This window comes from Thalassospira sp. (assembly GCF_002709775.1).
GTDB lineage: Bacteria > Pseudomonadota > Alphaproteobacteria > Rhodospirillales > Thalassospiraceae > Thalassospira.
The window spans coordinates 139,555-165,305 of record NZ_PAQR01000011.1; the positions used below are offsets into that span (position 1 = coordinate 139,555).

The 25,751-nt window shown below is 57.5% G+C and carries 35 protein-coding genes; 27 read left to right on the plus strand and 8 right to left on the minus strand.

Annotated elements, in window-relative coordinates:
• Positions 1-9: 9 nt before the first annotated feature.
• Complete coding sequence (locus CMO10_RS06585; protein ID WP_297019902.1) at positions 10-786, minus strand: SDR family NAD(P)-dependent oxidoreductase; 777 nt, start codon at positions 784-786, stop codon at positions 10-12.
• Between the two features lie 122 nt (positions 787-908).
• Here CMO10_RS06585 and CMO10_RS06590 point away from each other — a divergent pair, with 122 nt between their 5' ends.
• The 7 genes from CMO10_RS06590 to CMO10_RS06620 all read left to right on the plus strand — a co-directional run bounded on the left by CMO10_RS06590 (position 909) and on the right by CMO10_RS06620 (position 6,142).
• A complete protein-coding gene (locus CMO10_RS06590; protein WP_297019906.1) occupies positions 909-1,838 on the plus strand; it encodes a LysR family transcriptional regulator in 930 nt (309 codons plus the stop codon).
• Between the two features lie 328 nt (positions 1,839-2,166).
• A complete protein-coding gene (locus CMO10_RS06595; RefSeq protein ID WP_297019909.1) occupies positions 2,167-2,607 on the plus strand; it encodes a hypothetical protein in 441 nt (146 codons plus the stop codon).
• Complete coding sequence (locus tag CMO10_RS06600) at positions 2,595-3,119, plus strand: hypothetical protein (RefSeq protein WP_297019911.1); 525 nt, start codon at positions 2,595-2,597, stop codon at positions 3,117-3,119. Before CMO10_RS06595 ends, CMO10_RS06600 begins: the two co-directional genes overlap by 13 nt.
• A 240-nt stretch (positions 3,120-3,359) precedes the next feature.
• Complete coding sequence (locus CMO10_RS06605) at positions 3,360-3,596, plus strand: hypothetical protein (protein WP_297019914.1); 237 nt, start codon at positions 3,360-3,362, stop codon at positions 3,594-3,596.
• Between the two features lie 2 nt (positions 3,597-3,598).
• Complete coding sequence (locus tag CMO10_RS06610) at positions 3,599-5,119, plus strand: portal protein (protein ID WP_297019917.1); 1,521 nt, start codon at positions 3,599-3,601, stop codon at positions 5,117-5,119.
• The gene (locus tag CMO10_RS06615; RefSeq protein ID WP_297019919.1) at positions 5,119-5,364 is read left to right on the plus strand and encodes a Bbp19 family protein; all 246 of its coding nucleotides are present in this window, start codon (positions 5,119-5,121) and stop codon (positions 5,362-5,364) included. The genes CMO10_RS06610 and CMO10_RS06615 overlap by 1 nt, the downstream gene beginning before the upstream one ends.
• A 124-nt stretch (positions 5,365-5,488) precedes the next feature.
• Positions 5,489-6,142: a capsid assembly protein gene (locus CMO10_RS06620; protein ID WP_297019922.1), complete on the plus strand. Its 654-nt coding sequence runs from the start codon at positions 5,489-5,491 to the stop codon at positions 6,140-6,142.
• Here CMO10_RS06620 and CMO10_RS06625 read toward each other — a convergent pair.
• A complete protein-coding gene (locus CMO10_RS06625) occupies positions 6,139-6,267 on the minus strand; it encodes a hypothetical protein (protein WP_297019923.1) in 129 nt (42 codons plus the stop codon). The genes CMO10_RS06620 and CMO10_RS06625 overlap by 4 nt on opposite strands.
• A 226-nt stretch (positions 6,268-6,493) precedes the next feature.
• Between CMO10_RS06625 and CMO10_RS06630 the strand changes: the two genes are divergently transcribed.
• The 16 genes from CMO10_RS06630 (at position 6,494) to CMO10_RS06705 (ending at position 19,427) form a co-directional block, all read left to right on the plus strand.
• The gene (locus CMO10_RS06630; protein WP_297019926.1) at positions 6,494-7,309 is read left to right on the plus strand and encodes a phage capsid protein; all 816 of its coding nucleotides are present in this window, start codon (positions 6,494-6,496) and stop codon (positions 7,307-7,309) included.
• 50 nt (positions 7,310-7,359) lie between these two features.
• Positions 7,360-7,635 carry a hypothetical protein gene (locus CMO10_RS06635; protein WP_297019928.1) on the plus strand — a complete coding sequence of 92 codons (276 nt, stop codon included), beginning with the start codon at positions 7,360-7,362 and terminating at the stop codon, positions 7,633-7,635.
• Between the two features lie 99 nt (positions 7,636-7,734).
• Positions 7,735-8,346, plus strand: coding sequence for a hypothetical protein (locus tag CMO10_RS06640; RefSeq protein WP_297019931.1), 612 nt, complete (start codon positions 7,735-7,737; stop codon positions 8,344-8,346).
• Positions 8,347-8,410: 64 nt separating this feature from the next.
• Entirely contained in the window at positions 8,411-9,067 is a 657-nt protein-coding gene (locus CMO10_RS06645) for a phage tail protein (protein ID WP_297019934.1), read from the plus strand.
• Positions 9,068-9,153: 86 nt separating this feature from the next.
• On the plus strand, positions 9,154-9,681 hold the full coding sequence (locus CMO10_RS06650; RefSeq protein WP_297019936.1) for a phage tail protein: 528 nt from the start codon (positions 9,154-9,156) through the stop codon (positions 9,679-9,681).
• Between the two features lie 67 nt (positions 9,682-9,748).
• Positions 9,749-10,327 carry a phage connector family protein gene (locus tag CMO10_RS06655; protein WP_297019938.1) on the plus strand — a complete coding sequence of 193 codons (579 nt, stop codon included), beginning with the start codon at positions 9,749-9,751 and terminating at the stop codon, positions 10,325-10,327.
• Between the two features lie 131 nt (positions 10,328-10,458).
• On the plus strand, positions 10,459-12,387 hold the full coding sequence (locus tag CMO10_RS06660) for a phage tail protein (RefSeq protein WP_297019941.1): 1,929 nt from the start codon (positions 10,459-10,461) through the stop codon (positions 12,385-12,387).
• Positions 12,387-12,833: a hypothetical protein gene (locus tag CMO10_RS06665; protein WP_297019944.1), complete on the plus strand. Its 447-nt coding sequence runs from the start codon at positions 12,387-12,389 to the stop codon at positions 12,831-12,833. The genes CMO10_RS06660 and CMO10_RS06665 overlap by 1 nt, the downstream gene beginning before the upstream one ends.
• Before the next feature lie 22 nt (positions 12,834-12,855).
• Positions 12,856-14,259 carry a hypothetical protein gene (locus CMO10_RS06670; protein ID WP_297019947.1) on the plus strand — a complete coding sequence of 468 codons (1,404 nt, stop codon included), beginning with the start codon at positions 12,856-12,858 and terminating at the stop codon, positions 14,257-14,259.
• A gap of 45 nt (positions 14,260-14,304) precedes the next feature.
• On the plus strand, positions 14,305-15,411 hold the full coding sequence (locus tag CMO10_RS06675; RefSeq protein ID WP_297019950.1) for a phage head spike fiber domain-containing protein: 1,107 nt from the start codon (positions 14,305-14,307) through the stop codon (positions 15,409-15,411).
• Positions 15,412-15,420: 9 nt separating this feature from the next.
• Complete coding sequence (locus CMO10_RS06680) at positions 15,421-15,741, plus strand: hypothetical protein (RefSeq protein WP_297019952.1); 321 nt, start codon at positions 15,421-15,423, stop codon at positions 15,739-15,741.
• 21 nt (positions 15,742-15,762) lie between these two features.
• Positions 15,763-17,256, plus strand: a complete 1,494-nt coding sequence (gene terL, locus CMO10_RS06685) for a phage terminase large subunit (protein WP_297019955.1) — start codon at positions 15,763-15,765, stop codon at positions 17,254-17,256.
• Positions 17,257-17,561: 305 nt separating this feature from the next.
• Complete coding sequence (locus tag CMO10_RS06690) at positions 17,562-17,867, plus strand: hypothetical protein (RefSeq protein WP_044829400.1); 306 nt, start codon at positions 17,562-17,564, stop codon at positions 17,865-17,867.
• A gap of 278 nt (positions 17,868-18,145) precedes the next feature.
• Complete coding sequence (locus CMO10_RS06695) at positions 18,146-18,469, plus strand: hypothetical protein (RefSeq protein WP_297019959.1); 324 nt, start codon at positions 18,146-18,148, stop codon at positions 18,467-18,469.
• A complete protein-coding gene (locus CMO10_RS06700; protein WP_297019963.1) occupies positions 18,466-18,927 on the plus strand; it encodes a cell wall hydrolase in 462 nt (153 codons plus the stop codon). The genes CMO10_RS06695 and CMO10_RS06700 overlap by 4 nt, the downstream gene beginning before the upstream one ends.
• Positions 18,928-18,938: 11 nt before the next feature.
• Positions 18,939-19,427 (plus strand): 3TM-type holin, encoded by a 489-nt coding sequence (locus CMO10_RS06705; RefSeq protein ID WP_297019965.1) that lies wholly within the window; start codon positions 18,939-18,941, stop codon positions 19,425-19,427.
• Here CMO10_RS06705 and CMO10_RS06710 read toward each other — a convergent pair.
• The 3 genes from CMO10_RS06710 to CMO10_RS06720 form a co-directional block, all read right to left on the minus strand.
• Positions 19,424-20,155, minus strand: coding sequence for a hypothetical protein (locus tag CMO10_RS06710; RefSeq protein ID WP_297019968.1), 732 nt, complete (start codon positions 20,153-20,155; stop codon positions 19,424-19,426). The genes CMO10_RS06705 and CMO10_RS06710 overlap by 4 nt on opposite strands.
• Positions 20,152-20,547, minus strand: a complete 396-nt coding sequence (locus tag CMO10_RS06715; protein WP_297019971.1) for a hypothetical protein — start codon at positions 20,545-20,547, stop codon at positions 20,152-20,154. The genes CMO10_RS06710 and CMO10_RS06715 overlap by 4 nt, the downstream gene beginning before the upstream one ends.
• A gap of 100 nt (positions 20,548-20,647) precedes the next feature.
• Positions 20,648-21,568 carry a PhzF family phenazine biosynthesis protein gene (locus CMO10_RS06720; protein ID WP_297019974.1) on the minus strand — a complete coding sequence of 307 codons (921 nt, stop codon included), beginning with the start codon at positions 21,566-21,568 and terminating at the stop codon, positions 20,648-20,650.
• Between the two features lie 73 nt (positions 21,569-21,641).
• Between CMO10_RS06720 and CMO10_RS06725 the strand changes: the two genes are divergently transcribed.
• Positions 21,642-22,559, plus strand: a complete 918-nt coding sequence (locus CMO10_RS06725) for a LysR family transcriptional regulator (protein ID WP_297019976.1) — start codon at positions 21,642-21,644, stop codon at positions 22,557-22,559.
• 37 nt (positions 22,560-22,596) lie between these two features.
• A complete protein-coding gene (locus CMO10_RS06730; RefSeq protein ID WP_297019979.1) occupies positions 22,597-22,956 on the plus strand; it encodes a DUF952 domain-containing protein in 360 nt (119 codons plus the stop codon).
• Positions 22,957-22,971: 15 nt separating this feature from the next.
• Here CMO10_RS06730 and CMO10_RS06735 read toward each other — a convergent pair whose 3' ends face one another.
• From CMO10_RS06735 to CMO10_RS06745, 3 genes are all read right to left on the minus strand, one after another.
• Positions 22,972-23,295: a type II toxin-antitoxin system RelE/ParE family toxin gene (locus CMO10_RS06735; RefSeq protein WP_297019982.1), complete on the minus strand. Its 324-nt coding sequence runs from the start codon at positions 23,293-23,295 to the stop codon at positions 22,972-22,974.
• 6 nt (positions 23,296-23,301) lie between these two features.
• Positions 23,302-23,580, minus strand: a complete 279-nt coding sequence (locus CMO10_RS06740) for a type II toxin-antitoxin system Phd/YefM family antitoxin (RefSeq protein WP_297019984.1) — start codon at positions 23,578-23,580, stop codon at positions 23,302-23,304.
• Positions 23,581-23,656: 76 nt separating this feature from the next.
• Positions 23,657-23,893 (minus strand): DUF1413 domain-containing protein, encoded by a 237-nt coding sequence (locus CMO10_RS06745; RefSeq protein WP_297019986.1) that lies wholly within the window; start codon positions 23,891-23,893, stop codon positions 23,657-23,659.
• 126 nt (positions 23,894-24,019) lie between these two features.
• Between CMO10_RS06745 and CMO10_RS06750 the strand changes: the two genes are divergently transcribed.
• Both CMO10_RS06750 and CMO10_RS06755 read left to right on the plus strand, forming a co-directional pair.
• Positions 24,020-24,604, plus strand: a complete 585-nt coding sequence (locus CMO10_RS06750; RefSeq protein WP_297019988.1) for an exopolysaccharide biosynthesis protein — start codon at positions 24,020-24,022, stop codon at positions 24,602-24,604.
• A 153-nt stretch (positions 24,605-24,757) separates the two neighbouring features.
• Positions 24,758-25,696, plus strand: a complete 939-nt coding sequence (locus tag CMO10_RS06755) for a UDP-glucose 4-epimerase family protein (RefSeq protein ID WP_297019991.1) — start codon at positions 24,758-24,760, stop codon at positions 25,694-25,696.
• Positions 25,697-25,751: the final 55 nt, after the last annotated feature.

The following is a 25,751-nucleotide window of genomic DNA, read 5'->3' on the forward strand; positions in this document are numbered from 1 at the left end:
GTTGAAGGTCTAGCGCGGGCCGGGGATGGTGAAGCCGCCATCAACCAGGATCGACTGACCGGTGACAAAGCGGGCTTCATCGCTGCAAAGCCAAACGGCCACATCGGCGATGTCTTGCGGGGTGCCGATCCGGCCAAGGGCTGCGCGCGCGGCAAGGGGCGGGATGATTTCGTCCCCATGGGCGCGCAGCATCGGTGTATCAATGACGCCGGGATTGATGTTGTTAACCCGAATGCCGTCATTGCCGACTTCTAGGGCAATTGCACGGATCATCGCATCGAGTCCGGCCTTGCTGGCGGAATAGGCCGATGTGCCTTTGGTTGCTGCGGTGGACAGGAAAGATGATGTGTTGACGATCGCACCGCCATTGCCTGCCTTGATCATCACCGGCAAGGCCGCACGGGTCAAAAGCCACGGGCCTTTCAGGTTGGTTGCAATGATCTCGTCAAAGCTTTCTTCGGTCATGTCGGTAATGGCACCGCCATTCCCCTGAATACCGGCATTGTTAAAGACGAAATCAATCGTCCCGAACCGGGTGGCCGTTTCCTCTACCAGATGGTCGACCTCATCAGCCTTGCTCATGTCAGCGGTGATGACCGTTGCCTGCCCGCCTTGGCTTTCGATGATTTCGGCATTGGCGTAAAGCGGGGCAGAGCGGCGCCCGGTCAGCACGACTTTCGCGCCGTTTTTGGCAAAGGTACGGGCTGCTGCTTCGCCGATGCCTGTGCCTGCGCCCGTGATGATGGCCACTTTGCCGGTCAGGCGTGCGGTTGCATCAGAATTCATGTGTTTTATCCATTTATTGTGTCGCGGTTTACGATTTGGTGTAGGGTAAGGCAGGTGTGTTGCGGGAAGAATATGGGTTTCTCCACTGCATAGATGGTTCGTATTCATGAATGAGGGTGCCGATGCGTGCCGGAGATTTTGCCGAACTCAGAGCGTTTTGCGCCGTTGCCAAGGCACGCAGTTTTCGCCGGGCTGCGACCGAGCTTGGCCTTGATCCATCGACACTCAGCCATTCAGTCCGGGCGCTTGAAAGACGGCTGGATGTAAGGCTGCTACATCGTACAACCCGCTCTGTCTCCCCGACCGAAGCTGGGATTCGCTTGCTTGCGCAGGTCGAACCGGCATTCTCGCAGCTGGAGACGGCGGTTCAGGATGTCGGAGATGCCAAGGATGTGCCGTCAGGCAAGGTGCGTCTGGTTGCGCCAAGGTTGGCGATCCGCACGCTGATTGCGCCAATCGTCGCCAATCTTGCCAAGGCCTATCCGGCGATTGAGCTTGAAGTGGTTGTTGATGATTATCCCGGCGACCTTGTCCGCGACGGCTTTGATCTGGCGATCAAGCTGGGCGCGTCGGTGGATCGGGATATGGTTTCGGTGCCTCTGGTTTCGCATTTCACAACCGCAATCGTTGGTGCGCCGTCATATTTCGCCGAAAACCCTGCCCCGGTGACGCCACAAGACCTGTTGAACCATCAATGCATTGGCTGCAGAAGCGGGCCGGAGCGCAGCATCCATCGTTGGTCCTTTGAAAAGGACGGGGTGGTTGTGACGCCCGATGTCTCGGGCCCGTTGCTCACCGATGATCCCGATCTGATGATACAGGCGGCCCTGGACGGGGTCGGGTTATGGCACGGGGTGGTGCAGTTGATTCATCAACAGATTTCAGCAGGACAGTTGATCCGTGTCCTTGCCGACTGGTCGACAGATTATCCGGGATTTCATCTGTGCTATACGACCGGCGTGTCGCTTGCGCCGTCGGTCCGCGCCGTTGTTGATGCGCTGAAAACACAGGCCAAAACATCCTTTCCGCTCTCGGAAGTGCAGGCCGCATAGGGCTGCCTGTACCTTGTTATAGGAAATTAATCCTTTACAATGAGAACAAAAAGGGATTATAGCTTGCATATCAACACCGGAATTGCATCTGGAAGTAAGTCGGGCCTTCGTAAGGCCGACTGACAAGGCGGCGGTCAAAGCTGCTGATAGGCGCGGGCGGAAAACGCCCTTGGGGACATCACAAACCATTCATCGCACCGGCGTGCATTGCCAAATGCGCGGTCGGGATTGCTGTATCCATTTTCTGGATTTGGCGCGGTGATGGCGCGCTAAAGGTGCGGTTGCAGGCCCGGTGGATTGAGCAGGCATTACCTAGCAGGAGGGCGACGTGACCGAACAACGACTTTTTCCCAAACCACTCTCTGCGCGCGACATCACCCCTTTTTCCAGTGCCCGGCAGGCATGGTTCTGGTTCGTGCGTTGTCAGACCGCGCGGATCGAAGGCGCGCGTGTGGTGGCCGACGCGGGCGAGGTGGTCCGACCATGTGACCCTGATGATGTTTATAACGCGGTGATGCGCCTTAAAAAGGGCGGCATTCTCGGCGATCGCCATTTGCAGGTTCTGGAATATTTCGGCCTTGTCGAACGCGAACCCGATCCCCGTGATCCGCGCGAAAAGAGCAAGGGTGATTTGTGGCGTCACGCCATGGAAGCCCTTGAAAACGTGCTGGTCACACGCGGCATCGTCAAACGCGGGCGTGATGAAAGTTTTCATCATGATGATGTTGCCGTGGAACTGGGTGGGGACCTGTCGCCATGCGGGATGTAACACGCCTGATCACACCGGGCGAAACCGCCGGGGAAACCGTATCTGAGGCCGCCGACCCATGGATCGATCACTGGACCAACCAGTCCTCGACAGGACGGGAGGTTTCGGTGCTGGTGGTGTTTGCCGATGCGCCGGAAAAGCGTCTGTTGCGGGTTCTCAAACCGGGATTTCGCCATTGCTTTGTGCTGGTGTCCGGGGTGCGGGCAGGCGAGTGGATCTGCCTTGATCCACAAAGCCATCGGGTGCGTTGTGAAAGCTGGTGCTATTCGCCGATCTTTGATCCGGCGGCCTATTATCGCGGCCTTGGCTATCACTGTATCTGGGCGCGCTATCCGGCCTCCATTTCACGCAAGGTGCAGTTTGGCCCGATGAGCTGTGTCGAACTGGTCAAACGATTGCTTGGCATTTCGGCAATCTGGATCATCACCCCCTGGCAGCTCTATCGCCATCTGCAAAAGGGGTTGGAGCGCGATCAAATCGGGGATGTGTTTTTTTCTGAAAAATGTTCTTGATTTGTTCTTTTCGATGTGCCATAAGAGACAAATCAACGCCACAGATGCGCCCGCAGGGTTCCGACCCTTGCGGGCGTTTTTGCGTTTGGCTGTGAGCTTGTGGATCGAGTTTCCCGCCTGCGCGGGAATGACGTTCGTTCCTTGCAGCTAGTTTGGGCACCGTCATCCCCGCGAAGGCGGGGAACTCCTGCAACGTGCTCTGTCGAAACCATCACCAAACTTCACCAACCGGAGGCCCCGATGGGAAGTCTGTTTTCCACGCCGAAACCGGCACGTGTTGCGCTGCCCGGTCAAACGCCAACCACTACCAATAGCGAAGACGATAACAGTGCCGAAGACGCCGCGCGCACGGCCCGGACCGAGGCGCTTGAACGTCGTCGTTATGGGCGCACCAGCCTGATCGGGACAAGTTATCGCGGACTTTTGACGGATCGCATCGCCAAGGCGGGCGGTGGCAAGAACCTGTTGGGGGAATAGGCATGGCGAAATCGCAAAAGGCGGTGACTGCGGACAAGGCAACCGATGGTGCCGACATCACCCAGCTGCGCGCCCGCTTTCAAAAGGCGATGGAACGCCGGCGCAATTGGCTGTCGCACTGGCAGGATTGTTATGAGTTTGCCCTGCCACAGCGCAATGCGGCGGCAAGCCATCAGACAAGCGGGGGCAAGCGCCTGGATCGGGTGTTTGACGCGACCGCATCCGATGCAGTCGAACAGCTTGCCGCCAGCCTGATGGCCGAGATTACCCCGCCCGGCGGTGGCTGGTTTGAGCTGGAACCGGGCGGCAATGTCGCCAATGCGGATCGGCAGGTGCTGACCGAGCAGCTTGGTCGGGCCGTTCGGATTTTGCAGGGGCATCTTGATCGCTCCAACTTTGCGGTCGAAATGCATCAGGCATTTTTGGATCTGGTGACGGCTGGCACCGCGTGTTTGCAGCTTGAAAAGGCTGATTTGCACAGCCCGTCTGCATTGCGCTTTACCGCCGTGCCCTTGCGTGATCTGGCCTTTGAAGAACGATCGGATGGCAAGATGGATGCGGTGTTTCGCAAACTGGCACTCACCCGCGATGAGATCACGGCGACCTGGCCGGGGGCCAAGGGCTTTGCCGATGATGGCGATGACAAGGACACACCAAAACGCATCACCGTGATCGAGGCTGTGCTTCCGGCAGGCAGCGGCAAAACCGGTTATGAGCTGTGTGTCTTTCGCGAAGACGGCGATGCCACGACCCATGATCTGATCTATCGCGACCGCTTTGATGTGTCGCCCTATATCGCCTTTCGCTGGATGAAGGCTCCGGGCGAGATTTATGGCCGGTCACCCGTGATGAAGGCTCTGCCCGATATCAAGACCGCCAACAAGGTGGTTGAACTGGTGCTTAAAAACGCATCGATTGCCGTCACCGGCATCTGGCAGGCCGATGATGACGGGGTGCTCAACCCGGCCACCATCCGATTGGTGCCGGGCAGCATCATCCCGAAAGCAGTGGGATCGGCGGGGCTCAAGCCGCTTGAAGCACCCGGTCGGTTTGATGTGTCGGATCTTGTGCTGTCTGATTTGCGCGATCGCATTCGGCGGTGTTTGCTGGCCGATCGCTTGGGCCAGAGCGATCAACCGGGTATGACAGCGACCGAGGTGCTTGAACGGGCGTCCGAAAACGCACGGCTTCTGGGTGCAACCTATGGCCGGTTGCAGGCGGAATTGCTCTATCCGCTGATCCGGCGTGCGCTTTATATCCTGACCCAAACCGGCGAACTTCCCGACATCCCGCTTGATGGCGATGTCGTCGTGCTGCGTCACGCGGCCCCCTTGGCACAATTGCCAAAACGCGTACAGGCGGGGCAGGCGCTTGATTGGCTATCACGGATTGCCGCCCTTGGCCCAGAGGCATTGGCGGAGGTTGAATTGCCCGTGATGGTCCGCTGGCTTGCCGATCAGTTTGGTGTGCCCGACCATCTGTTGCGGCCAAGCTTGCCGTCTGAAATCGCGGAGGCTGTGTGATGAGCGATAACGGATGGGACTGGTTTGAAGTTGAAAACGAGAGCTTGAGCGAAGACGACACCGACCACTGGCAGGCCTGTTTTGACTGCGATGCCGGAACGCAGGTTCTTGCCGATCTTGAACGCCATTTTCTGCACACCGCGCTTGGTCCGGAGGCCAGCAATGCGGCGATCTGGATGCGCGAAGGGCAGCGGGCGCTGGTGTTGCAGATCAAGCGGCTGGCGGAGCGTTCTGCAGCAGATTGATCCCCGCCTTCGCGGGGATGACGGTACCCAAAACGGGTGCTTGGAACGAACGTCATCCCCGCGCAGGCGGGGAACCCGAGCCGCATATCCAAACAAAGTTTGACCCATTTAGCGGAGTGTTCGCATGACAACCGAACCCGACCTTCTTTCGCCGGAAGTCGCGGCATCTGACGTTCCGGAAACACCGGAAACGCAGGAAGCCGAAAATATCGGCAACGAGGCACCTGAAAGCAGGCTTGATCCCGAAGCCGCTGCCAATCTGGTGCCCGAAACGCCGGATGCCTACGCGATCACGCTTGCGGATGGTTTTGGTGAGATCGATGTCGATCTGAACCAGCGCCTGCATGAGGCCGGCTTCAGCAACGCCCAGGCACAGCTGGTCTATGATCTGGCGGGTGAGGTTCTTTCACCGCTTCTGGGTGACCTTGATCAGGCGGCCCGGCGTGCCACGGATCGCGCAGCCTTGGCGGCCGAGTTCGGCGGGGCGGAAAGCTGGAAGAAGCTCGCGCCGAAAATCGAAAGCTGGGGCAAGGCCAATCTGCCGGAAGCCGCCTTTGAAACGCTCTGTCAAAGTGCCGATGGCGTGCGGGCCATGCATCGCATGATGGCGCAAAACAATGAGGCCGCGCTTGGCAAAACTGACGGCGGGGCGGGGGAGACAAATCTGCGGTCCGAAATTCGGCGCAAGATGAATGATCCGCGCTATTGGCGTGATCGCGATCCGACCCTGGTGGCCGAGGTGCAGGCGGATTTTGCGCGGCTTTCCAGCGCGTCCTAAAACAACTGGTTTGCCCGGTCCATGACCGCGTGGACGTAATCGGGGATCGGGGTCAGCGGCAAAAGGAAATATCCCGCAACCCCCAGCCCGATCAGGCTGAAAACAAGCAAAACCGACTTCTTCACGGCAGACACTCTTTTTCTTGTTTGTAACGCACAGGCGAGCCCTTCGGGTGCAACAGGTCGGGGCAAATCCGGTGCGTGTCCCAACGTGAGACGGCTTTCTTAAAACATCAAACCATGACCGGAAAATGACCGGGTTTGGGGCAATTGTGGCAGATGGCGCAATTGAACCCCGGCGGCTGCTTGTGCGCGCGACAAAATCATATCTGAAACAAGGGGATAAAAGGCGATGACAACCACGATTGATCAAAGCTTCATCGACCATTTTCAGGCCGATGTGCATCAGGCCTATCAACGCATGGGGTCGAAACTTCGCAACACGGTGCGGGTGAAAAATTCCATCAAGGGCGCGACCACCGTTTTCCAGAAGGTCGGCAAGGGCACGGCCACCACCAAGGCCCGCCATGGCAAGGTGCCGGTGATGAATGTCGATCACGAGGCGGTGCGTTGTGACCTGCGTGATTATTATGCTGGCGACTGGGTCGATGCGCTCGACGAGCTCAAGATCAACCATGATGAAAAGATGGTTCTGGCCAATGCCGGGGCCTATGCACTCGGCCGCAAGACCGACGAGCTGATCATCAATGCACTGGTCGGGACCAGTGATGTTGTGCCCGATAATACCGAAGGCATGACCCTTGATAAGGTGATGATGGCGTTCGAAAGCCTTGGCGATCGCGATGTGCCCGATGACGGTCAGCGTTATGCGATTGTCGGCTGGAAACAGTGGTCGGAGCTGCTGCTGATCGATGAGTTCTCGCGATCTGATTATATCGGTGATGACGATCTGCCGTGGAAGGGAACGCAGGCCAAACGTTGGCTCGGCACCCTTTGGATGCCCCATTCCGGCCTACCGGTGGCGAGCGGTATTCGGTCCTGCTTCTGGTATCACCGCACCGCCATTGGCCATGCGATTGGTTCGGACGTTCAGTCCGACATCACCTGGCATGGCGATCACGCAGCGCACTTTGTGAACAACTCCATGAGCCAGGGTGCCGCGCTCATTGATGGCGACGGTGTCACCTGCATCCAAGCGCAGGAATAGGCGATTTAGCCGCTTGCAACCCTCACCCTTTGACATGACAGGAGCCCAAAATGGCAGAAGGTTTCAAAGCCAGAAACCTCAGTGTTCTGGCCTATGCCAACGGCTTTACGCTGTGGCACTACATCACCCCGGACGTCGCCGCTGACGTCGATACCGTCGACTATTTTGCCGACGCCCGCGACATGTTGCGCGTCGGCGATTTCATCGTCGCCAACACCAACCGCGACGCCACCATGTCCGGCGGCCTGTTTGTTGTCGCAAGTTCGGGTGCAGGCGGTGTCGATGTTCGCGACATGACCGCTGTCGGTACCTCAAACACCGACTGACCGTCCACCGCACCAACCCAACCCTTTTCATCCTCCCTCAACCTCGCCCCGGTGACATTCGTTGCCGGGGTTTCTTTTTACCAAACAAGGAGACTGCCCATGCAGGGTTCAACCCCAGTGGAATGTGAAGTTCTGAACGTTATTCAGGGGGCCGGCATCTGGCCCGATTGCGATGACAAGACCCAGCTGCTTCAGGCCATTCAGAAGCTTGCAACGACCTCCCTGCCGACCCGTCAGTATTTCACCGAAGACGGATCATTTGTCGTGCCCGAAGGTGTCACGAAACTGCGTGTAACCGTATCTGGTGCCGGTGGCGGCGGTGGCCTCAACGGCAACAGGGTCAGTGAACAGTCGGAAGACGGTCAGGCGTCCAGTGTTACCTATCAACAGGTCGTTGTCGTTGCCGAGGGCGGCACAGGCGGTTGGTCTGCCAAAACAACGGCAATTTCCGCGCCACATGGTGGTGCTACCAACGGTGACGTAAACCTTGTCGGTCAAGGTTCACCGGGGGGTAATGGTACGACTTCCCAAGATGGCCTGACCGGTGGTGCAGGCGGCAATGGCGGATTGGCAATAAAGGAACTCGCCGTGCTGCCGGGCGAGACGTTGCAGATCGTTGTCGGTGCGGGCGGTACTAGTACTGCGGACCCGGCACCTGATTACTCAGGTAACTTTGGTGTCGATGGTTACGTGATCATCGAGTGGGTTTGATTGAGCTATCCCCGGCAGGGCTTCCTTGCCGGGGTTCTTTTTTTGCCAACGTTGGAGAATACATATGCAGTGCACTACTCCGGTCGAAAGTGAAGTTCTCAATGTCGTTCTGGCGGCAGATATCCAGCCTGATCGCATGGATGATACCCAGTTGCTGCAGGCGATCAATGCGTTGATTTCTGGTGGTGGTTCCGGCGGTGGGGGCGTCGTCGCTGGCAGCGAAATCGGTTCGGTTTCCGCCTTTGCAATGCCGACCCCGCCGACCGGCTGGATGGTCTGTGACGGTTCGGCTATCTCGCGGACCGAATATGCTGATCTGTTTACTGCTATTGGGACTGTGTGGGGGCATGGCGACGAAATCACGACCTTTAATTTGCCCGATCTACGTGGCGAATTTATCCGTGGATTTGATGCCGGTCGTAATGTCGATAATGGAAGGGCTTTTGGATCATCTCAGCTTGACCAGATGCAGCGGATTACGGGCCAGACTGACACGACCTATGCTGCTCTCAATCGCACATTCGCAGATGGTGCTTTGACAGGAACCTCGGGTATCGGCGGTTCGGACCAGACTTCTACGGAATACGGTATCTTCCGGCCCGCAGGGCTTCTGAATTTCGATAGTGCAAATAGCCCGGGCGCTCGAACCGGTGACGAGACCCGCCCGCGCAACATTGCAATGACCTATGCGATCAAGGCGTTTTACCCGACAGCAAGCTGATAGATGCCAAGGCATTCTCAAAGTTGTCCTCCCCGGTAGAGAACTCTGCCGGGGATTTTTGTTTTCAATAGGAAGAGGCTTTAAAATTGAGCGAAACAATCACGATCTGTTCCGAAACCGATATCAGCCAGTTTGCTGCGATTGCAGTACCGACCGGGACGATCCTGCCATTTGCTTCGAGTGTTGCACCGAGCGGTTACCTTCCGTGTGACGGCGCGGAGGTTTCTCGGACAACCTATGCCGCTTTATTTGGCGTGATCGGGGCTGTTTGGGGTGAGGGGGATGGTTCTACAACTTTTGCCCTTCCGGATATGCGCGGCCGTACTCCAATCGGTTCCGGTCAGAGCGCTGGTCTGACGGATCGCATTATCGGTGAGGCTAGCGGCGAAGAAAATCATCAACTGACCGTCGCTGAGATGCCGTCTCACACGCATGATTGGGAGAACGGCTATCGAACGCTCGTTATGACTGCGTTGAGTGGCGGCGTTGAGGGTAGTGGTCAAGGTTCCACTGCAATTGCCCCGCTTACTCAAACGGGTTCGTCGCAAGGGGATGACGAAGCTCACAACAACATGCAGCCGTTCCTGGTGGTGAATTACATCATCAAGGTCTGATTGCTGCGAGCGACAATCTTGCGGGGTCCGGTTTTCCGGGCCCCGTTTTTGTTTGGGGGCGAAACTGATGGCGTTGAGTGATGTGGCGCTGTGTGCGCGGGCGTTGGTGATGATCGGGGCGGCGCCGATTTCTTCTTTTGAGGAAGACGTCGCCGAGGCCGAGATTGCCCGGATGTTGTATCCGAGCGTGCGGGACGGGATGCTGGCGGGCTATCCGTGGCGGTTTGCCGGGCGGGGGGGCTGGTTGTCTCGTTTGGCGGATGGGGATGCGGCAAGTTCGGCAAGGGATGGCAGCCATCTGTTTGCTTTGCCGCGCGACTTTATTCGTTTGCTGTCGCTTGAAGATGATGGTGGCAAGATTGCCGCGTTTGAGTTGCGCGATCAGGCGATCAAGGTCGCGGGCGACAGTGCGTATCTTGCCTATGTCGCGCGCTTGCCCGAAGGCAGCTTTCCGGCCTGGTTTGATCTGGCTTTGATGGCACGGCTGGCGGCCGAGTTTTGCCTGCCGCTGACCGAAAGCAGCACGCGGGCGGAGTACCTTTTCAAGCGTGCCGAGGACCAGTTGCGCGAAGCACGGCTTGCCGATGCGCAGCAATCAACCCCGCATGCGATTGATGATTTTTCGCTGATTGCGGCGCGGGGGTAGGGCGGCGGGCCGTGGGTTTGGAGGCTGCGGTGCGAGGGTAGTGCGGGCGCGGAGCATGCCGCCATAGATCCCCGCGAAGGCGGGGATCCCGAGCCGCAAGTGTATTACCATAATTCAACGAGGGAGCCGCCATGGCACGCCGTGTTCTGGAGAAAAACACCTTTTCGACCGGCGAGCTGGCGCCTGAATTGTGGGGGCGGTCGGATCTGAGTGCCTATGCCAATGGGGCGGCGCGCCTGCGTAATGTGTTTATTGAACCCTCGGGCGGGGTGCGTCGGCGTCCGGGTATTCGATTGATTGATGAATTGCCGGGGCGTGCGCGTCTGATTCAGTTCGAGTTCAATACCGAGCAGACCTATTTGCTGGCCTTTGGCGATAAGCATGCGCGCGTGTTTGAGGATGGGGTCGAGACGGTCTGGTTTGAAACCACTTTCGGGGCCGAGCAGCTTGATCTTCTGAACTGGACGCAAAGTGCCGATACGCTTCTGGTCGTGCATCCCGATGCGCCGCCTGTGCGGATGACGCGGACAAGCGATGGCAGTTGGCAAACAACCCTTTGGGCCTGGCGCAAAACCAACCTTCGGACCCGACAGCCCTATTACAAGTTTGCCGAGCCCGCCGCGACCCTGACGCCATCAGGTGCCAGCGGCACGATCACGATCACCGCAAATGTCGATTTGTTTGTAGCAGAGCATATCGGCACCCTGTGGCGAATTCAGGGGATCGAGGGTGAAATCACTGCGGTTGCTGATGCGCGCACCGCCACCATCGCACTCAAGCAGTCACTGCCCGATACCAACGTGACCGTCGATTTTGTCGAGCAGGCCTTTTCGGATGTACGTGGGTGGCCGCGCAGCGTGACGTTCCATCAGGACCGGTTGATCATTGGCGGATCGCGCGATCTGCCCAACCGGTTGTGGATGTCAAAATCGGGTGATCTGTTTAATTTCGAGCTTGGCGAAGGCCTTGATGACGAGGCGATTGAATTTGCCCTGCTGGCCGATCAGGTCAATGCGATCACCGGTATTTTTGCCGGGCGTCATTTGCAGGTTTTCACCAGCGGATCGGAATGGATGGTGACGGGTGATCCACTGACCCCGGCCAATGTGCAGGTCACGCGCCAGACCCGGATCGGCAGCCAAAGTGATCGTACCGTGCCGCTGGTCAATGTCGATGGTGCAACGCTTTTTGCCGGGCGGAGCGGGCGCGAAATTCGCGAGTTCCTGTTTACCGATGTCGAGCAGGCCTATGGATCAGCCGATCTGGCCTTGCTGTCGCGCCATCTGATCAATCATCCGATTGATCAGGCCTTTGATCCCGATCGGCGTTTGTTGCATGTGGTGATGAAGGACGGATCGCTTGCGACCCTGACCCTGTATCGGTCTGAGGCCATCACCGCCTGGTCGGCGCAATCGGTTGCGGGCTGTGCCTTCAGGTCGATTTCGGTATCCGGCGGGGATGTCTATGTCGTGCTGGAGCGCGACGGGCGGTATTTCCTGGGCGTGTTTGACCCGGAATGCGGCTTTGATCTTTATCGCCGGCAAGCGGTGGCGGATGGCGAAGAACCGCGTCGTCATTGGGGTAATCTTGAGGCGCTGGATGGTCTTGAGGTCAGCGTCTGGGGCGATGGCGTTCTTGCCGAAGACGTGCCGGTTGCCGGGGGCACGATCACGGTGCCCGATCACATTGGGGCGGTGTCGGAGATCGAAGTCGGCTTGCCCTTTATCCATGAAATTTTTGCCCTGCCGCCGGCCGCATCGGATGGCAGCCGCCCGCATGGCGGCAATGCCGTGCGGCTGGTTTCGGTCACCCTGCGTTTGCAGGAAACCGGGCAGCTGCGGGTTGATACCGGCCGGGGATTGCGCGATGTCGCACTACCGGTAACTGTATCACCCGATAAAAAAGATGCGCTTTATAGCGGGGATATTACGCTGCGCGCGCTTGGTTGGCGGCGGGGCAGTGGCGGGACGGTTAAAAGCGGATTGTGGCGCATCGCCGGGGCATTGCCCCGGCCTTTTTTATTGCTCGGCGCGGCCAGTGAAATGGGGGTGAATGACTGATGGGTGGATTTACATCAATCGTACCGATGGCGGCATCGGTGCTGCAAACCGGACAACGGATCAGCGCCAATCAAAGCGATGCCCAAGCGCGCATCAATCAAGGCGAAGCGGCACGGCAGGCCGAACTGGCAGAGCTTGAAGCACGCCAGCGCGAGGATGCCGCCAAACGCGAAGAAGACCTTCGTCGTCGTCAGGCAACGGTACGTGCCCGACAAGGGGCATCGGGCCTGATGACGGGTGGATCCGGGTCGGCCAGTGCGGTTCTGGCGGGGTTTGAAAAGGCGGCGCGTCAGGATGCCGATCTGGACGCCGATGCCGCCAACCGCAAACGCACGCGCATCAATCAACAGGCCGCCTGGCGCGAAAAGTCACTTTTGCGATCAGTTGAGGATGACACGGTCGCGCGGCTGAATGCCTGGTTTTCCAAGCGTGATGGTTGGGGTTGAGGTTTAAAAAGGGGAAGAAGCTATGGGTGCCGTTTTTGCCAATCAGATCCGGGCCGCCATCGCCTTTGTCGGCGACGGTGCGCGCGAGACGTTTCCGTTTGATTTTGATGTGTTTGATGCCGGTGATGTTCGGGTCAGCATTGATGGCAGTGAAACCGAAACCGGGTTTCACATTGCCCTGACGCCCGCTGATCAGGGTGGCGGTGGCGTGGTGCGGTTTGAAACTCCGCCGGCAAATGGCAGCACCATCAGCCTTGCCCGGCAATTGCATTTGCGCCGGCTGAGTGCCTTTGACGCCATGTCGATCCCGCGCGGGGATGCGCTCGAGCGTGATCTTGATTTCATGACGGCGGCCCTTGGCGATGTTGACCGCGCTCTTTCCGGTACGCTGCGCTTTGGGCCGGATCAGGATGCACCGGCGTCGGCGGAATTGCCGGTGATTGAGCCCGGTCGGGCGTTGATCTGGGATAGCGATGGCAGCGGGCTTGCCAATGGTCCAACCGGTGATGAAATCGCGCAGGCCAGCACCAAGGCAAGTCAGGCACAGGATGCCGCCAACCGGGCCGAGGCCGCCGAAAGCCGGTCTGAAATCGCAGCTGCGTCGTTTGAACGATCAAACGCATCGGCGATGCTCAATCTTGATTTTCGCAGCGGTGATCTGCTGGCGTGGGAGGATGAGCGCCGCATGCCGGTGATTGATGCCCCCGTCAGTCGGATCATGGATATCCGCGAAACCGGATCGCTGGTCAGGCTTTCTAGCGGGGCGCAATTGACCTTGCCGGTGGCATCGCTTGCGCGCAATGGCGTGCGCTATCGCGTTTTTAACGGTGATGGCACGATGGTTGATATCACGACGGCAGCGGGCAATGTTATTCGCCCGATCCATGGCGGGGCGGAGGTGACGGTATATCCGCTTCCGACACGCGGCGATATGGTCGATCTGATCTGTGATGGCACGTGCTGGTTTGCTGCGCCCATTCATGAAAGCGGTCCAGTGATCAAGCTTTCGCGGGTGGCGAGCCAATCCATCCCGGCGGGTGGTGCGTTTCTGATTGAATGGGATCAGGTGATTGAGGACAGCCACGGGCTTTATGACAGTGGCGTGCATGGCGTGACAGGGCTTCCGCCCGGTTTCTATCATGTTGATATCGCCGTGCGTTTTCCCATTACCGACCAGTCGGTTTCTACGACATTGTCGCTTGAACGCTTTGATGGCACCGACTGGTCCAGCCATTTGCAAAGCAATGACATCACCGCGATGGGCAGCGGGGCGTCACACAGTTTGCGCCTGAATGGCATTGCCCGGATCGGCACCACGCCGGGGACGGGATTACGCCTGCGCCTTTGGCACAGCGACAGCGAAACGCGCGAAATCGGCGACCATGATCTTTTGACCTGGTGTCACATCCATCGCATTGGCGGCTAGCGCGCCACTATCAACCCACTGCCAAATAAAACGGAGATGCATCCAATGGGATTGCGTTATCAGCCGCTTGCGGCCGGCATGAGCGTCGCGCGCGCCAGTACCAAGCTTGTGCGTGGCCCAAACGGCCTGCTTGAAATCCGCGCGGTGGATGAACCCGCCTATGATCATGACGGGCTTGGTAGGCGTCTGGGCCTTCTGATCGAGGGGGCGGCGACCAATTTGCTGCGCTACTCAACCGCCTTTGACAATGCGCTTTGGGAAAAGAACAGCGGGGTGACGGTTACCAGCAGCGCCGTTGCTGCCCCGGATGGCAGCCTGACCGCGATGCAGCTTGATCTGCCCGGCAGTTCTGCTGGTGCGGACGGGCTTTATCAGAATGTCGGTGGGCTTGTTGCCAGCGAAACCTATAGCTTTGCCGTCTGGATGCGGGCGGTATCGGGCACGGCCGATATCACGTTGGGCGGCATTGATGGGCCGTCCGCACATGGCTTTACGGTGGATGAAAACTGGCAGCGGGTGTGGATCGCGGAACCGGCATCCGGCACCACGCGCTATCCGAAAATCAGCACGGCGATCAGTGCGCTTCCGGCCTCGATCCTCATCTGGAATGCGCAGCTTGAAGCCGGGCCTGCGCCGACCAGCGATATCATCAGCAACGGCATCCCGGCCGCGCGCGCCTGTGATGATGTGCGCATTAAACCCGGCGACTGGTTCGTCCAAGGGCGGGGGACATTGGTGTTTGATGTGCATACCGCGCGCGACTGGGCGGGTATCTGGCGGATCGTGCAGCTTTACGCATTAAGCCTCAATGATGATCATCTTGATCTTGGCTATGACAGCGACGCCGATCAGCTACGCATTTCGCTCCGCGTCGGCGGTGTGCCGATCGTCACCCAGTCGCTTTACGGCCAGCTTTCCAAGGATAGCCGCCATCGCATCGCGCTGGCGTGGGAGGATGACGGGGTTGCGGTGGGGCTTAATGGCGTGGTGCTGTCCTCACCCGATGGCTTTGCCATGCCGCGCAATTTTTCCAACATCGTGTTGGGATCGTTTGGCGGCACGGAAAAGGCGATGAACGGGCATTTGCGCAATCTTTCTTATTGGCCGGAAAAGCTTTCCAATGCGCGGTTGTCTGAGCTTTCAACGATCTAGGGATAGGCGATGCGTGAGACGGAAAATACCGATCCAATCGTCACCTTGCGGGCCGAACTGCTCCGTGATTTGCCCGGTGATATCAAGCGCGTGCGCAATGCCTATCGCCGGGCGGCACAGCAGGCAGCACTTCTGCGCGAGGCCAAGGATTTCAATGCGCATCAGGCGGCGTGCAAGGCGGCACTCGGGCATCTTGAGGGCTTGATCAAACTGCTGCGCTGGGCGTCTGAGGGGCAGGGGGGCGGGGAAGATAGCGCGGATAGTCCGAAAGAGACGCCGGTATCGGATCTGATCACCACGGCCCGACAGGCACTGGCTGAAACTAAATAAGCAAAGCGGAGGATGCGTTTCATGGCTCTGGCCCGCTTCGCAGAATTCGTCTGGATATGGGATCAGATGTTGGGGCTTGGTCTGCCTGCCCATCATCGCAAGATGGCCGATTGGCTGGAGGAGTGCTGGGAGAACGGCAAGCGCGAGATGCTTTTGATGGCGTTTCGTAATTCCGGCAAATCAACGCTGGTCGGGTTGTTTTGTGGCTGGTTGCTGTATCGGGATGCGGACTTGCGTATTCTGGTTCTGGCCGCCGATCTGGATCTGGCGAAAAAGATGGTGCGCAACGTCAAGCGCGTGGTTGAGCGCCATCCGCTGATGGCATCGCTTTTGCCCGAAAAGCTTACTGATTGGGGGAGTGAGCGGTTTACGGTGGCGCGGGCGGCAGTATTGCGTGATCCGTCGATGCAGGCGGTGGGGATTGGTGGCAATATTACCGGGTCGCGCGCCGATATCGTCATTTGCGATGATGTTGAGGTGCCCAAAAACAGCGACACCGCCCATAAACGATCCGAGCTGCGCGAAAAGCTTTCCGAGATTGCCTATGTGCTGGGTCCGACCGGCGCGCAGCTTTATGTCGGAACGCCGCATAGTTATTACTCGATCTACGCCAAGGAGGCCCGCGCCGAGGTTGGCGAGGTCGCGCCGTTTCTCGCGGGTTTTTCACGCTTTGAGCTGCCCATCGTCAATAAGGACGGGACATCGAACTGGCCGGAGCGGTTTGATATCGCGGCGATCACGGCCATGCGTGCTCGCACCCCGGAGCGCAAGTTTCAAAGCCAGATGATGCTTGAAATGATGGCGCCGGTGGCAGGCATCCTCGACCCCGCAAAACTGCGGTTCTATGACGGCGCGGCCGAGATCACCCAAGGCAATGGCCGCATGACGCTTCGCATTGGCGGGCGTACCATGGTTGCCAGCGCCTGTCATTTCGATCCGAGTTTCGGGTCGCTTCGCGGCGACGGCGCTGTGGTGGCGTGCGTTTATATCTGTGATCAGGGTGAGTACTGGCTGCAGGATATGGCCTGGTTGCGGGCATCTGATCCGGCGACAAACGGCGATATGCCCTGGCGCGATGAGGCCAGCCAGCTTTGTGCGCAGGTCGCAGATTTTATGGCGCGCCACCATTTGCCGTCGGTCCGGGTCGAGACCAATGGCATTGGCCGGTTCCTGCCCAATATCCTCAGGCGTGAACTGAAATCAATCGGATGGGCGGCCAGCGTCGTAGAACATTATGAAACTACCAACAAAGCCACCCGGATCGAGGATGCCTTTGGCGCAGTGATGGGGGCGGGGTTGTTGCATGTGCATGAGGGCGTTCGCCGCACACCGTTCGTGGGCCAGATGCGCGATTGGCATCCCGATGGCAATGGGCTGGATGACGGGCTTGATGCGGTGGCGGGCTGCATCTTGCATGATCCGGTGCGCCTGCCACGGGTCGACATGCCGATCAAACGGGCCGACTGGCGGGGGAAAAGCGAGATTTTCCGGGCCGAGAGCCAATTCAATCCGTGAGAACGGGTCTTCAATCCGTGAGGGAAGAAAAACTTTCCCACAATGCCAAATGGTTAGCGGTGCCCTTTATCACATTTGTGAAATGTTCATGGAAAATTCAGCTTTGAACCCTACGTTTATTATATGAAAGAATAGTAAGGAATTTTTCTTCCTATACCAAAGTGAGTATTTAAGCCAGATAAGCAGAGGTCCCGGCGCACAGATGCCGGACCGGGAAACGGCCAAAGATCATTTGTTGATCCATTTCGCAGTACAGGAAAACAAGACGTCCATGTGGGCGCACCTGACTGTCAGGAGGCCTGACCATGTTGAAAACACTGAGCTTGATCGCTGTGGTGGCAGGTGCCGTTGCAGTTACCATTCCCCAAGCCTCGGCATCCCCGGTCTGCGGGGATCGATCCAAGGTGATCGATAGCCTGAGCGCGAAATATTCCGAAGAACCGGTTGCGGTGGGTGTTACGTCCAATGGCGGCGTGATCGAGGTGCTCAAAGCGCCCGATGGTCAGACCTGGACCATCCTGTTTACCTATCCGTCCGGTCCAAGCTGCCTTGTCGCCTCTGGCGAGGCCTGGCAGGACCTGGAAGAAAAGCTTAAGGGCCCGGCAGCCTAGATTTGATGCCGGTCGCCTCCTGAATGCTTTGATCGCTTCTCCAGCCCGCGGGGTGTTGCCCCGGGTGGAGGCGCGGTCGACCTGACCCGCAAGCCGTTGGTTTGCGGGTTTTTCTTTGTCTGTGATGAGCTTGAGCAAAACACCCCTGTTTTTCGTCCTGAATGGATCCCCGCCTTCGCGGGGATGACGGTTTTGGTGCCCCTTTATTCGTCATGCCCGCGCAGGCGGGCATCCATGGCTGATTTTCCTGTTCTGACTTTTTCCAAATCGAGGCCCCCATGACCCTGCCTGTGACCCAGACGGTTGATGTGATCTGGTGGATCACGGCTGTTGAAATCCCTGCTGTCGCCAGCCTGTTCTGGCTGCATTGGCGCATGCGATCCGAGCTGCTGGGTCGTGTTGAACAGCTGCGCACCCGCGCGGAAACCGATGCCAGCGATCTGCGCGATGCCTTGGCGGCGTTTAAGCTCGATGTCGCGCGCAACTATGTCTCCATCCCCTATCTCAAGGATGTCGAAAAACGCCTGACCGGCCATTTGCTCCGGATCGAGGCCAAGCTCGACATGCCCCCAATCCCCGGCAAAAAGGATCTGAGCCTATGACAGAATTGCAAACCCTGACAGCACAGCCACTCACCGATCCCGATGCCCTGTCCGAGGTCGAAGTGCTGGCCCGAACCCTTTATGGCGAGGCACGCGGCGAAGAACTCGCCGGGATTGAGGCCGTGGCAGCCGTCATCCTCAACCGGGTGGCGTTTGCCAAACAACGTGGGCGTTATTGGTGGGGCAATGACGTGAAATCGGTCTGCCTGAAACCGGCACAGTTTTCGTGCTGGAACAAAGCCGACCCCAACCGCAAGAAGCTTCTGGCACTCAGCCCGCGCGATCCGGCCTATCGTCTGTGCAAACGCATCACCAAGCGCGCGGTGGCGGGGGAGCTTCCCGACCCGACCGATGGCGCCACCCACTATCACACCCATGCGGTCGACCCGTTCTGGGCGCGCGGCCATGTGCCGGTGGCCGAGATTGGGAACCACCTATTTTACAAAGATATTGGATAGGGAGGTCCCTCATGATCCCAGCATTGCTTGCCCAGATCGGCCTGCCGCTTTTGATGAAGGCGGTGGGGGCGGGGCTTGATCATATCGACAACCCGATCGCCAAAACGGCGGCCGAGGGCCTCAAACAGGTCGAAAAAGCGGTCACCAAGGGCGACGTCACCCCGGAGCAAATCCATGCTGCCAACCGTCACACCGAACGCATGGCCGAAATCGAACTGGCCCGCGATACCGAAACGCTTAAATCGGTCAACCGCACCATCCGGGCCGAAGTCGCCAGCGAAGATGCGTTTGTGCGGCGCTGGCGCCCCAGCTTCGGCTACGCCGTCGCCCTCACCTGGATCATGACCATGGGCGCAATTGCCTACGCCATTATCCTAACCCCACTTCAAGCCCCGTCCATCATCGCCGCCCTGGTCAATACCAGTCCGATCTGGGGCATTGCACTCGGGGTTTTGGGTGTGAGTGTGGTGAAACGAAGTGCGGATAAGAAGTTGAGTTAATTATTGGGTTTTGGGGAAGCCTGAAGCCGGTAGGCTTCCATCGGGTAGGACATAAAATATACTTCAGAAAAACCCCCGAGATCGAAAAGCTTAGCAATAGGTGAAGTTAGAATTAGTTTGCCACTATGCTTAGTTCGGTTCGCTGAGAGAAGGAGGCGAATATCCGATCCAGCATTGTTCCTGTAGACATCAAGCTTGCTGCTTTTCATGTCTATTGCAGATTGGATTAGGTCTCCCGGGGCATGATGCACAAGGCCGACCAAATCGTTTACCACATACCAACGTGAATGAATTTCCTTGGTTAACCAGACTTTAGTACCGCATTTCAGTTCGACCTGATTGTGATAACCAATTTCTTCAAGGTGGAGATTTTCAGAGATTAATGCTTCCTCAAGCTGATTTAATTCTTCAACGGATATGTTGCCGTGTTGAGGGCGCCGAACCAATCTTACGTGTAATGCAAACCCAAGTTGTTTCTGAAAGTTATGAGCGAATTTTTCGAGCTCTTTGCTGCGATAGTTTTCCGCTTTCTTAAGTTTAGAACCTGAGTTTCGTCGGTTGTCGTCCACGAAAATTTCGCGAACTTCTAGTCCGAATACTTGTGACTTTTCTTTCAGGATAAAGTCAGGTTGCTCACGCTGCTCAATGATCTTCCATTCTGTGCCCAACAGTTTTGACGCCTTTAGTACGAATTCTTTTTCGCGATGCTTTTGGTGTTCTCTTGTCATTGGTTGCTGCTTAAGTGGCTAAGAAACGCCGCAACGTCTTTTGCCGAATACCCCAACAACTCCCCCATCCGCGCCGAATCTGCATCATGATCCTTGACCGTTCCGGCGCATAGATTGCGGCACATCACCAACGCTTCCTCGATCCGCCATTCCTCGCCGGGCAGGGCGAAGAACAGGTAGCGCATGGCATAGGGTGGGCGGGGGATGATTTCCTCAACGCGGATGATCCGGCCTGATTTGACATGCGGGGCGAAATCGGCGTCAGGGAAATAGTCGCTGACATGAACCGCGTCCGAGAACATCGCCATCGGCTTTGTTCCGGCCAGCATTAGCTCCAGTTCACGGTCATTGTGCGGGCCGATGCCCGGCGGGAGTTCGAAATCATCATCCATGCTTCAAGTTTGCCATGAAAGTCATTTGAAGCACAGGGAGGACGTTTCTGCGGGCATTTGGGATTGGCTTGCCCGCAGAAACGCTTGTTTCGGGTGCTGATTACAGCGCAATCTCAAGGTTCTTCATCACCTTGCCCTGACCGCCTGCCAGAAGGCCGGTGATGCGGTTTTCTTTAAGGTCGAGGGTGACCTTGATCTGGCTGGGGGACGGTTCCGTCATGAATTCACCCTGGGCGATCAGGAAGGTGTCCTTTTTGATGTCCAGCAGATCATGGAGCACGCAGGCCAGCGGGCCGGCGGCCATGCCGGTGGCGGCTTCCTCGGCAATGCCATAGCGCGGGGCGAACATGCGGGTGGTGGCGTCAATGCCTGCGTCGTCAGCGTCACCGGTTTCGGTGGTGAAGATGTAATAGCCGATCAGGTCCAGCTTCTCGCTGATCGCGTTGATGGCGTCCTGATCGGGTGTGATGTTGGCGAGCGTCGCCTGATCTTTCACCGCAATGACGATGAAGTTATTGCCCGTGTTGACCAGCACCGGACGGGCGCGGTCATCAAGGTCATCGGACGTGATCGCAAGCGATTTCAGCACATCGCACAGCGTGACACCGTGATCGGGCCAACTGCTGGCCGGGGTGTAGGTTGGGGCGAGTTGCTCCATATAGGCCATGCCGTGATCAAGGATGATCTTGCGCGGGCCGTCGACGGTTTCCTTGGATGTTTCACCATCGCCAAAGCGTTCCAGTTCGGCGAGGTAGGAGAAGGTCGCGATGGTCGCGTGGCCGCAATGGGCGATGCGTTTGGTCGGGGTGAAGAAATCAAGCTTGATGCCGCAGCTCTCGGATTTCGAGACAAAGGCGGTTTCCGACAGGCCGACTTTCTGCGCGATCAAAAGCTTTTGCGCGTCGCTATATTGGTCGGCATCGAGCACGACACCGGCCGGGTTGCCGCCCGTTCCGTTTTTCACAAAGGCATTGACGATCTGGACCGGGACGGTTTGGGTATTTTCTTGAGATGTACTCATGACTCTATTCCTGCTAAAATCTGTGTTGAAGCTATTTTAATCGTTTCGGCAGGGATTCTGGACTCATATATAGATGAAGAAATCTCATGAAAGTTCTCGCGAATATCTGATTGCCCGGGCGAGCCATCTGGCACCGGTGCTGGCGGCCATCGCCAGCGAAAACAGCTTTAGCAAGGCGGCCGAAAAGCTGGGTGTGCATCAATCCGCCGTCAGTCACCGCATCACGCAGCTTGAAGAGGCGCTTGGTTTTGCGCTGTTTGAGCGCACCACGCGCCAGATCACGCCGACCGAATATGGCCGGGTGCTGTGTGCGGCGGCGATTGAGTCGGTAGATGTCTGGGACGCGGCCTTTGACCGGCTGGAGAAATTCAGAACGAGCGGCACGGTGCGGCTTTCGGTGGCATCGGCCCTGGCGATGAAATGGGTGTTGCCCAATCTGGCGAGCGCGCAACAGGCCGGGCTTGAGATTGCTTTGGATGTCAATGACCGGCCGGTGGATTTCAGTGCTGGCACGATTGATGCCGCCATCCGCTTTGGCGTCGGGCCGTATCCGGGGCTGCATTCCAGCTTGCTTAAGAAGGCCGAGATCGTGCCGGTGGCGAGCCCCGGTTATTGTGCCGGGGACCGCGTGTTTGAAGATGCTGTTGGATCGCCCGATGTCACCTTGCTCAAGGATGCGGTGGGTGAACGCGATGGCACGGATTTCAGTTGGGGCTATTACGCCGGGCAGGCGGGCGTGCAGATCAACGAGGATGCCAACGCACTTGCGTTTGATCGTGCCGATCTGGTGTTGCAGGCCGCAATCAATGGCATGGGCATCGGGCTTGGTCGTACGCTTCTGATCGAGGGTGATATCGCGCAGGGGTTCCTAAAGGCTGTCGGCAAGCCGGTGCCGATGAAATCGGCCTATTGGCTGGTCTGCAGCCCGGAATTTGCCAAGACGGAGCGCCATGGGTCGCTTCTGGGGTGGTTGAAAACCCAGATGAAATAGGCTTGCTGTTTCGCGCTCGGCTGCCTAAATTCCGGCCATGACAAATATAACAGATAAAACAATCTACCGCGTTCTTGGCGCGGATGAGTGGGCGGAAGCGATCAGCGTCGGACAATATAACGGTGCGCCGCATGATATTGCCGATGGCTTTATCCATTTCTCGACCCAGGATACGTTGGCAGCGACCCTTGCCCTGCATTACGCCGGGCGGGATCATTTGAAATTGCTCCATGTTCCCATCACCCCGATTGAGGGGAAGATCAAATGGGAGCCGGCCCGTGGCGGTACGCTGTTCCCGCATCTTTACGATGCGCTGGCGGTGGAACACGTGACCCGCGTTGATGACATCCGCCTTGACCCGGACGGGGTGCACATCCTGCCGGAAGATTTGCGTTAAGATCCGGTACTGCGATCACTTTTCCGTTTCGGACGGGCGCCAGTAATCCTGTCGCCCGTGTCGGACATGCAGGATCGAAACCTGCTGATCGTTGACGGAATAGAAAATCCGCCACGGTGTGCCGCGCCCGTATAAAAGCTGGCGGATATCGACATCGAATTCCCTGCTTTCCGGTGCGATCGGATTTTTTAGCGGCAGGGGTTCAAGCGCCATGATGGCATCCCGCAGACCATCCCGCCAGGAGTGGGCATAAGCGGGATTTTCCATGCGCAACCATTCAAAGGCATCGCGGATATCTTGGGCTGCTTTGGGTGCAAGGATAACCCGATAGTGCTTCATGCCCGGCTATGCTGCCGGATCAGAAAGCGTATCAAAGAAGGCTTTGACGTCTTCGCCTTCGCCCTGATCAATCTGGCTCAATCCTTTGCGGATGCCCGTAACGCTGTCGGCATATTCAAGCCGGTTTTGCATTTCCTGCCATGCGCCAGCATCCATGACCACAAGACTTGCCTTGCCATTGACTGTCAGAAAAGCCGGTTTTCCCGTTTCCTTGAGCCGTTTGGTGAATTGTGCCGTTTCACGTTTGAATTCGGTGAGCGGGCGAATGTCCTTGGTGATATCCATCATCGCACCTTTAAAACATCTTTTATGATGCGAATTTAGCATGTTTTTGATGTAAAGGCGATAGGGGTGCTGGTTTCTACAGTCCGCGCGGTTTCCAAAGATATAACCGCCCGCCGCCTTTCTTGGTGCCGGTATCGATCACGCCGGGGAGTTTCCCGGCGCGCACGGCATTGAGGAACGCGTGGCCGAGTTTGACCTTGTCGCCGATATAAAGCCCGTCCCAATCGGCCCCGTAAATCTCTTGGAAATGAAAGGGGCCGGGGTCTTTTGCGGCAAGGTTTGCTTTCAGTTTATCGATATCAAGCTGTGTCATCAGGTGATCCAACCATGATGGCGATTGATCTGCATTGTTCTGGCGCAAATTCCGGGAAACAACTGCGGCAGCCCCGCGTTATGGGATCATGCAAATCAAAGTTTTCAGTTGCCGAAAGTTCGGGTGATGGCGGAACAAAAACGCTCCTCCGTTACGGATATCATTGCGCGGATTGATCGCTGTGCGGCGGACAACCGGCATGTTTCGGTTGGTGATATCGTGGCCGAGTTCGGCCAGCGCAGTCAGGGGCCGTTTCTTTTGGTGCCGGCCCTGATCGGGATTTCACCGATTGGCGGTATTCCGTTTGCGCCGACTTTCTTGGCGGTGATGATTGCCGTGTTTTCGCTGCAGATCATCATCGGACGCACGTCGCTGTGGTTGCCGGATATCCTGTCTCAGCGCGAAATCGAAGGTGATAAGGTGCATGTGGGGCTCAAGCGGATTGATCCGGTGGCCGAGCGCATGGATCGCTGGTTTCACGGGCGGCTTGAAAGCCTGATCAGCCCGGTCGCGGTAAGGGTGGCGGCGGCCATGTGCCTCCTGCTTTCGCTGTCTGTGCCGGTGTTTGAACTGGTCCCGTTTGCGGCCCTGGCCCCGATGACAGCGATTGCGGCCTTTGGTCTGGCGATCCTGGTCAGCGACGGGCTTTTGATTCTGGCCGCTCTTGGTCTGACAGCGGGCACGATGATTTTCCTGATCCAAATTATTTGAAGCTCAAAGGGCAAATGGTCAGGCAAAACTTCCGTCTTTTGGTTCGCCCATCGCTAAAAAGTGCTTTCTTGCATGTTTTGGAAGCTTTAGCTTTCGGCAGGGGGCTGTCGCCTTTGTGCGCTGTGGTGATTTTGTTTTGGTGACTGGATTTTGATGAAGATATTGCTGACCGGTGCGACCGGATTTTTGGGAAGTCGTCTGGCCAATGTTCTGGTGAACTGCGTGGATGTTGACTTGACGGCAGCGGTGCGCCGTTCCGTTGCAGGGCTTCCCGGGCGAAGTGCTAAAGTTGATGCGCTGGACGGTGATACGGACTGGCGTGCCGTCTTAAGTGGACAGCAAATCGTCATCCATGCAGCAGCCCGTGCCCATGTCATGAAGGATAGCGCGCCGGATCCGCTGGCCGAATACCGGCGCATCAATGTTGACGGTACCCTTAATCTGGCGCGTCAGGCAGCAGAAGCGGGCGTTAAGCGCTTTGTCTTTATCAGCTCGATCAAAGTAAACGGGGAAGAGACCCCAAAAGGGCATCCATTCTCAGCTGATAGCATTCCGGACCCGCAAGACGATTACGGCATCTCCAAATGGGAGGCAGAGCAGGGGCTTGCGCAAATTGCTTCTGAAACCGGGATGGAGTTCGTTGTCATACGTCCGACCCTGGTTTACGGGCCGTCGGTTAAAGGCAACTTTGCCAAACTGATCACGCTGCTTGATAAGGGTTTTCCGCTGCCGTTCGGGGCCATTCACAATCAACGTTCGCTGGTCGCATTGGATAATCTGATTGATTTGATCATGACCTGCGCGGATCACCCCAAAGCGAAAAATCAGGTTTTCCTGGCCAGCGACGGCGCGGATGTCTCGACAACGACGCTGTTGCGTGAGTTGGCTTCAACTATGGGGAAATCAGCCCGGTTGGTGCCTGTGCCAGAGTCCTGGCTAATGTTCGGGGCGAAACTTCTCGGCAAAGAAGCTGTCGCCCAAAGGGTTCTGGGATCGCTTCAGGTCGATATTTCCAAAGCCCAGGATCTTTTGGGGTGGCAGCCGCCTTTGACAGTACGCGAAGGCCTTTCGAGATGTTTCGAACCCAAGTGAATAAAGGAAACAGCCCGCCGGGGAAAGAGGCGGGCTGTTTTTGCGTGGCACAACA

Bases quoted from the DNA above. Each gene is read 5' to 3' on its own strand.
- CMO10_RS06585 (WP_297019902.1), bottom strand. From the start codon at position 786: ATGAATTCTGATGCAACCGCACGCCTGACCGGCAAAGTGGCCATCATC.
- CMO10_RS06635 (WP_297019928.1), top strand. From the start codon at position 7,360: ATGGCAGAAGGTTTCAAAGCCAGAAACCTCAGTGTTCTGGCCTATGCC.
- CMO10_RS06715 (WP_297019971.1), bottom strand. From the start codon at position 20,547: ATGGATGATGATTTCGAACTCCCGCCGGGCATCGGCCCGCACAATGAC.
- terL (WP_297019955.1), top strand. From the start codon at position 15,763: ATGGCTCTGGCCCGCTTCGCAGAATTCGTCTGGATATGGGATCAGATG.
- CMO10_RS06630 (WP_297019926.1), top strand. From the start codon at position 6,494: ATGACAACCACGATTGATCAAAGCTTCATCGACCATTTTCAGGCCGAT.
- CMO10_RS06695 (WP_297019959.1), top strand. From the start codon at position 18,146: ATGACCCTGCCTGTGACCCAGACGGTTGATGTGATCTGGTGGATCACG.
- CMO10_RS06705 (WP_297019965.1), top strand. From the start codon at position 18,939: ATGATCCCAGCATTGCTTGCCCAGATCGGCCTGCCGCTTTTGATGAAG.
- CMO10_RS06745 (WP_297019986.1), bottom strand. From the start codon at position 23,893: ATGACACAGCTTGATATCGATAAACTGAAAGCAAACCTTGCCGCAAAA.
- CMO10_RS06725 (WP_297019976.1), top strand. From the start codon at position 21,642: ATGAAGAAATCTCATGAAAGTTCTCGCGAATATCTGATTGCCCGGGCG.
- CMO10_RS06690 (WP_044829400.1), top strand. From the start codon at position 17,562: ATGTTGAAAACACTGAGCTTGATCGCTGTGGTGGCAGGTGCCGTTGCA.
- CMO10_RS06720 (WP_297019974.1), bottom strand. From the start codon at position 21,568: ATGAGTACATCTCAAGAAAATACCCAAACCGTCCCGGTCCAGATCGTC.
- CMO10_RS06655 (WP_297019938.1), top strand. From the start codon at position 9,749: ATGGCGTTGAGTGATGTGGCGCTGTGTGCGCGGGCGTTGGTGATGATC.
- CMO10_RS06710 (WP_297019968.1), bottom strand. From the start codon at position 20,155: ATGACAAGAGAACACCAAAAGCATCGCGAAAAAGAATTCGTACTAAAG.
- CMO10_RS06590 (WP_297019906.1), top strand. From the start codon at position 909: ATGCGTGCCGGAGATTTTGCCGAACTCAGAGCGTTTTGCGCCGTTGCC.
- CMO10_RS06605 (WP_297019914.1), top strand. From the start codon at position 3,360: ATGGGAAGTCTGTTTTCCACGCCGAAACCGGCACGTGTTGCGCTGCCC.
- CMO10_RS06735 (WP_297019982.1), bottom strand. From the start codon at position 23,295: ATGAAGCACTATCGGGTTATCCTTGCACCCAAAGCAGCCCAAGATATC.
- CMO10_RS06675 (WP_297019950.1), top strand. From the start codon at position 14,305: ATGGGATTGCGTTATCAGCCGCTTGCGGCCGGCATGAGCGTCGCGCGC.
- CMO10_RS06660 (WP_297019941.1), top strand. From the start codon at position 10,459: ATGGCACGCCGTGTTCTGGAGAAAAACACCTTTTCGACCGGCGAGCTG.
- CMO10_RS06600 (WP_297019911.1), top strand. From the start codon at position 2,595: ATGCGGGATGTAACACGCCTGATCACACCGGGCGAAACCGCCGGGGAA.
- CMO10_RS06645 (WP_297019934.1), top strand. From the start codon at position 8,411: ATGCAGTGCACTACTCCGGTCGAAAGTGAAGTTCTCAATGTCGTTCTG.
- CMO10_RS06680 (WP_297019952.1), top strand. From the start codon at position 15,421: ATGCGTGAGACGGAAAATACCGATCCAATCGTCACCTTGCGGGCCGAA.
- CMO10_RS06610 (WP_297019917.1), top strand. From the start codon at position 3,599: ATGGCGAAATCGCAAAAGGCGGTGACTGCGGACAAGGCAACCGATGGT.
- CMO10_RS06730 (WP_297019979.1), top strand. From the start codon at position 22,597: ATGACAAATATAACAGATAAAACAATCTACCGCGTTCTTGGCGCGGAT.
- CMO10_RS06755 (WP_297019991.1), top strand. From the start codon at position 24,758: ATGAAGATATTGCTGACCGGTGCGACCGGATTTTTGGGAAGTCGTCTG.
- CMO10_RS06665 (WP_297019944.1), top strand. From the start codon at position 12,387: ATGGGTGGATTTACATCAATCGTACCGATGGCGGCATCGGTGCTGCAA.
- CMO10_RS06750 (WP_297019988.1), top strand. From the start codon at position 24,020: ATGGCGGAACAAAAACGCTCCTCCGTTACGGATATCATTGCGCGGATT.
- CMO10_RS06640 (WP_297019931.1), top strand. From the start codon at position 7,735: ATGCAGGGTTCAACCCCAGTGGAATGTGAAGTTCTGAACGTTATTCAG.
- CMO10_RS06670 (WP_297019947.1), top strand. From the start codon at position 12,856: ATGGGTGCCGTTTTTGCCAATCAGATCCGGGCCGCCATCGCCTTTGTC.
- CMO10_RS06700 (WP_297019963.1), top strand. From the start codon at position 18,466: ATGACAGAATTGCAAACCCTGACAGCACAGCCACTCACCGATCCCGAT.
- CMO10_RS06615 (WP_297019919.1), top strand. From the start codon at position 5,119: ATGAGCGATAACGGATGGGACTGGTTTGAAGTTGAAAACGAGAGCTTG.
- CMO10_RS06740 (WP_297019984.1), bottom strand. From the start codon at position 23,580: ATGGATATCACCAAGGACATTCGCCCGCTCACCGAATTCAAACGTGAA.
- CMO10_RS06620 (WP_297019922.1), top strand. From the start codon at position 5,489: ATGACAACCGAACCCGACCTTCTTTCGCCGGAAGTCGCGGCATCTGAC.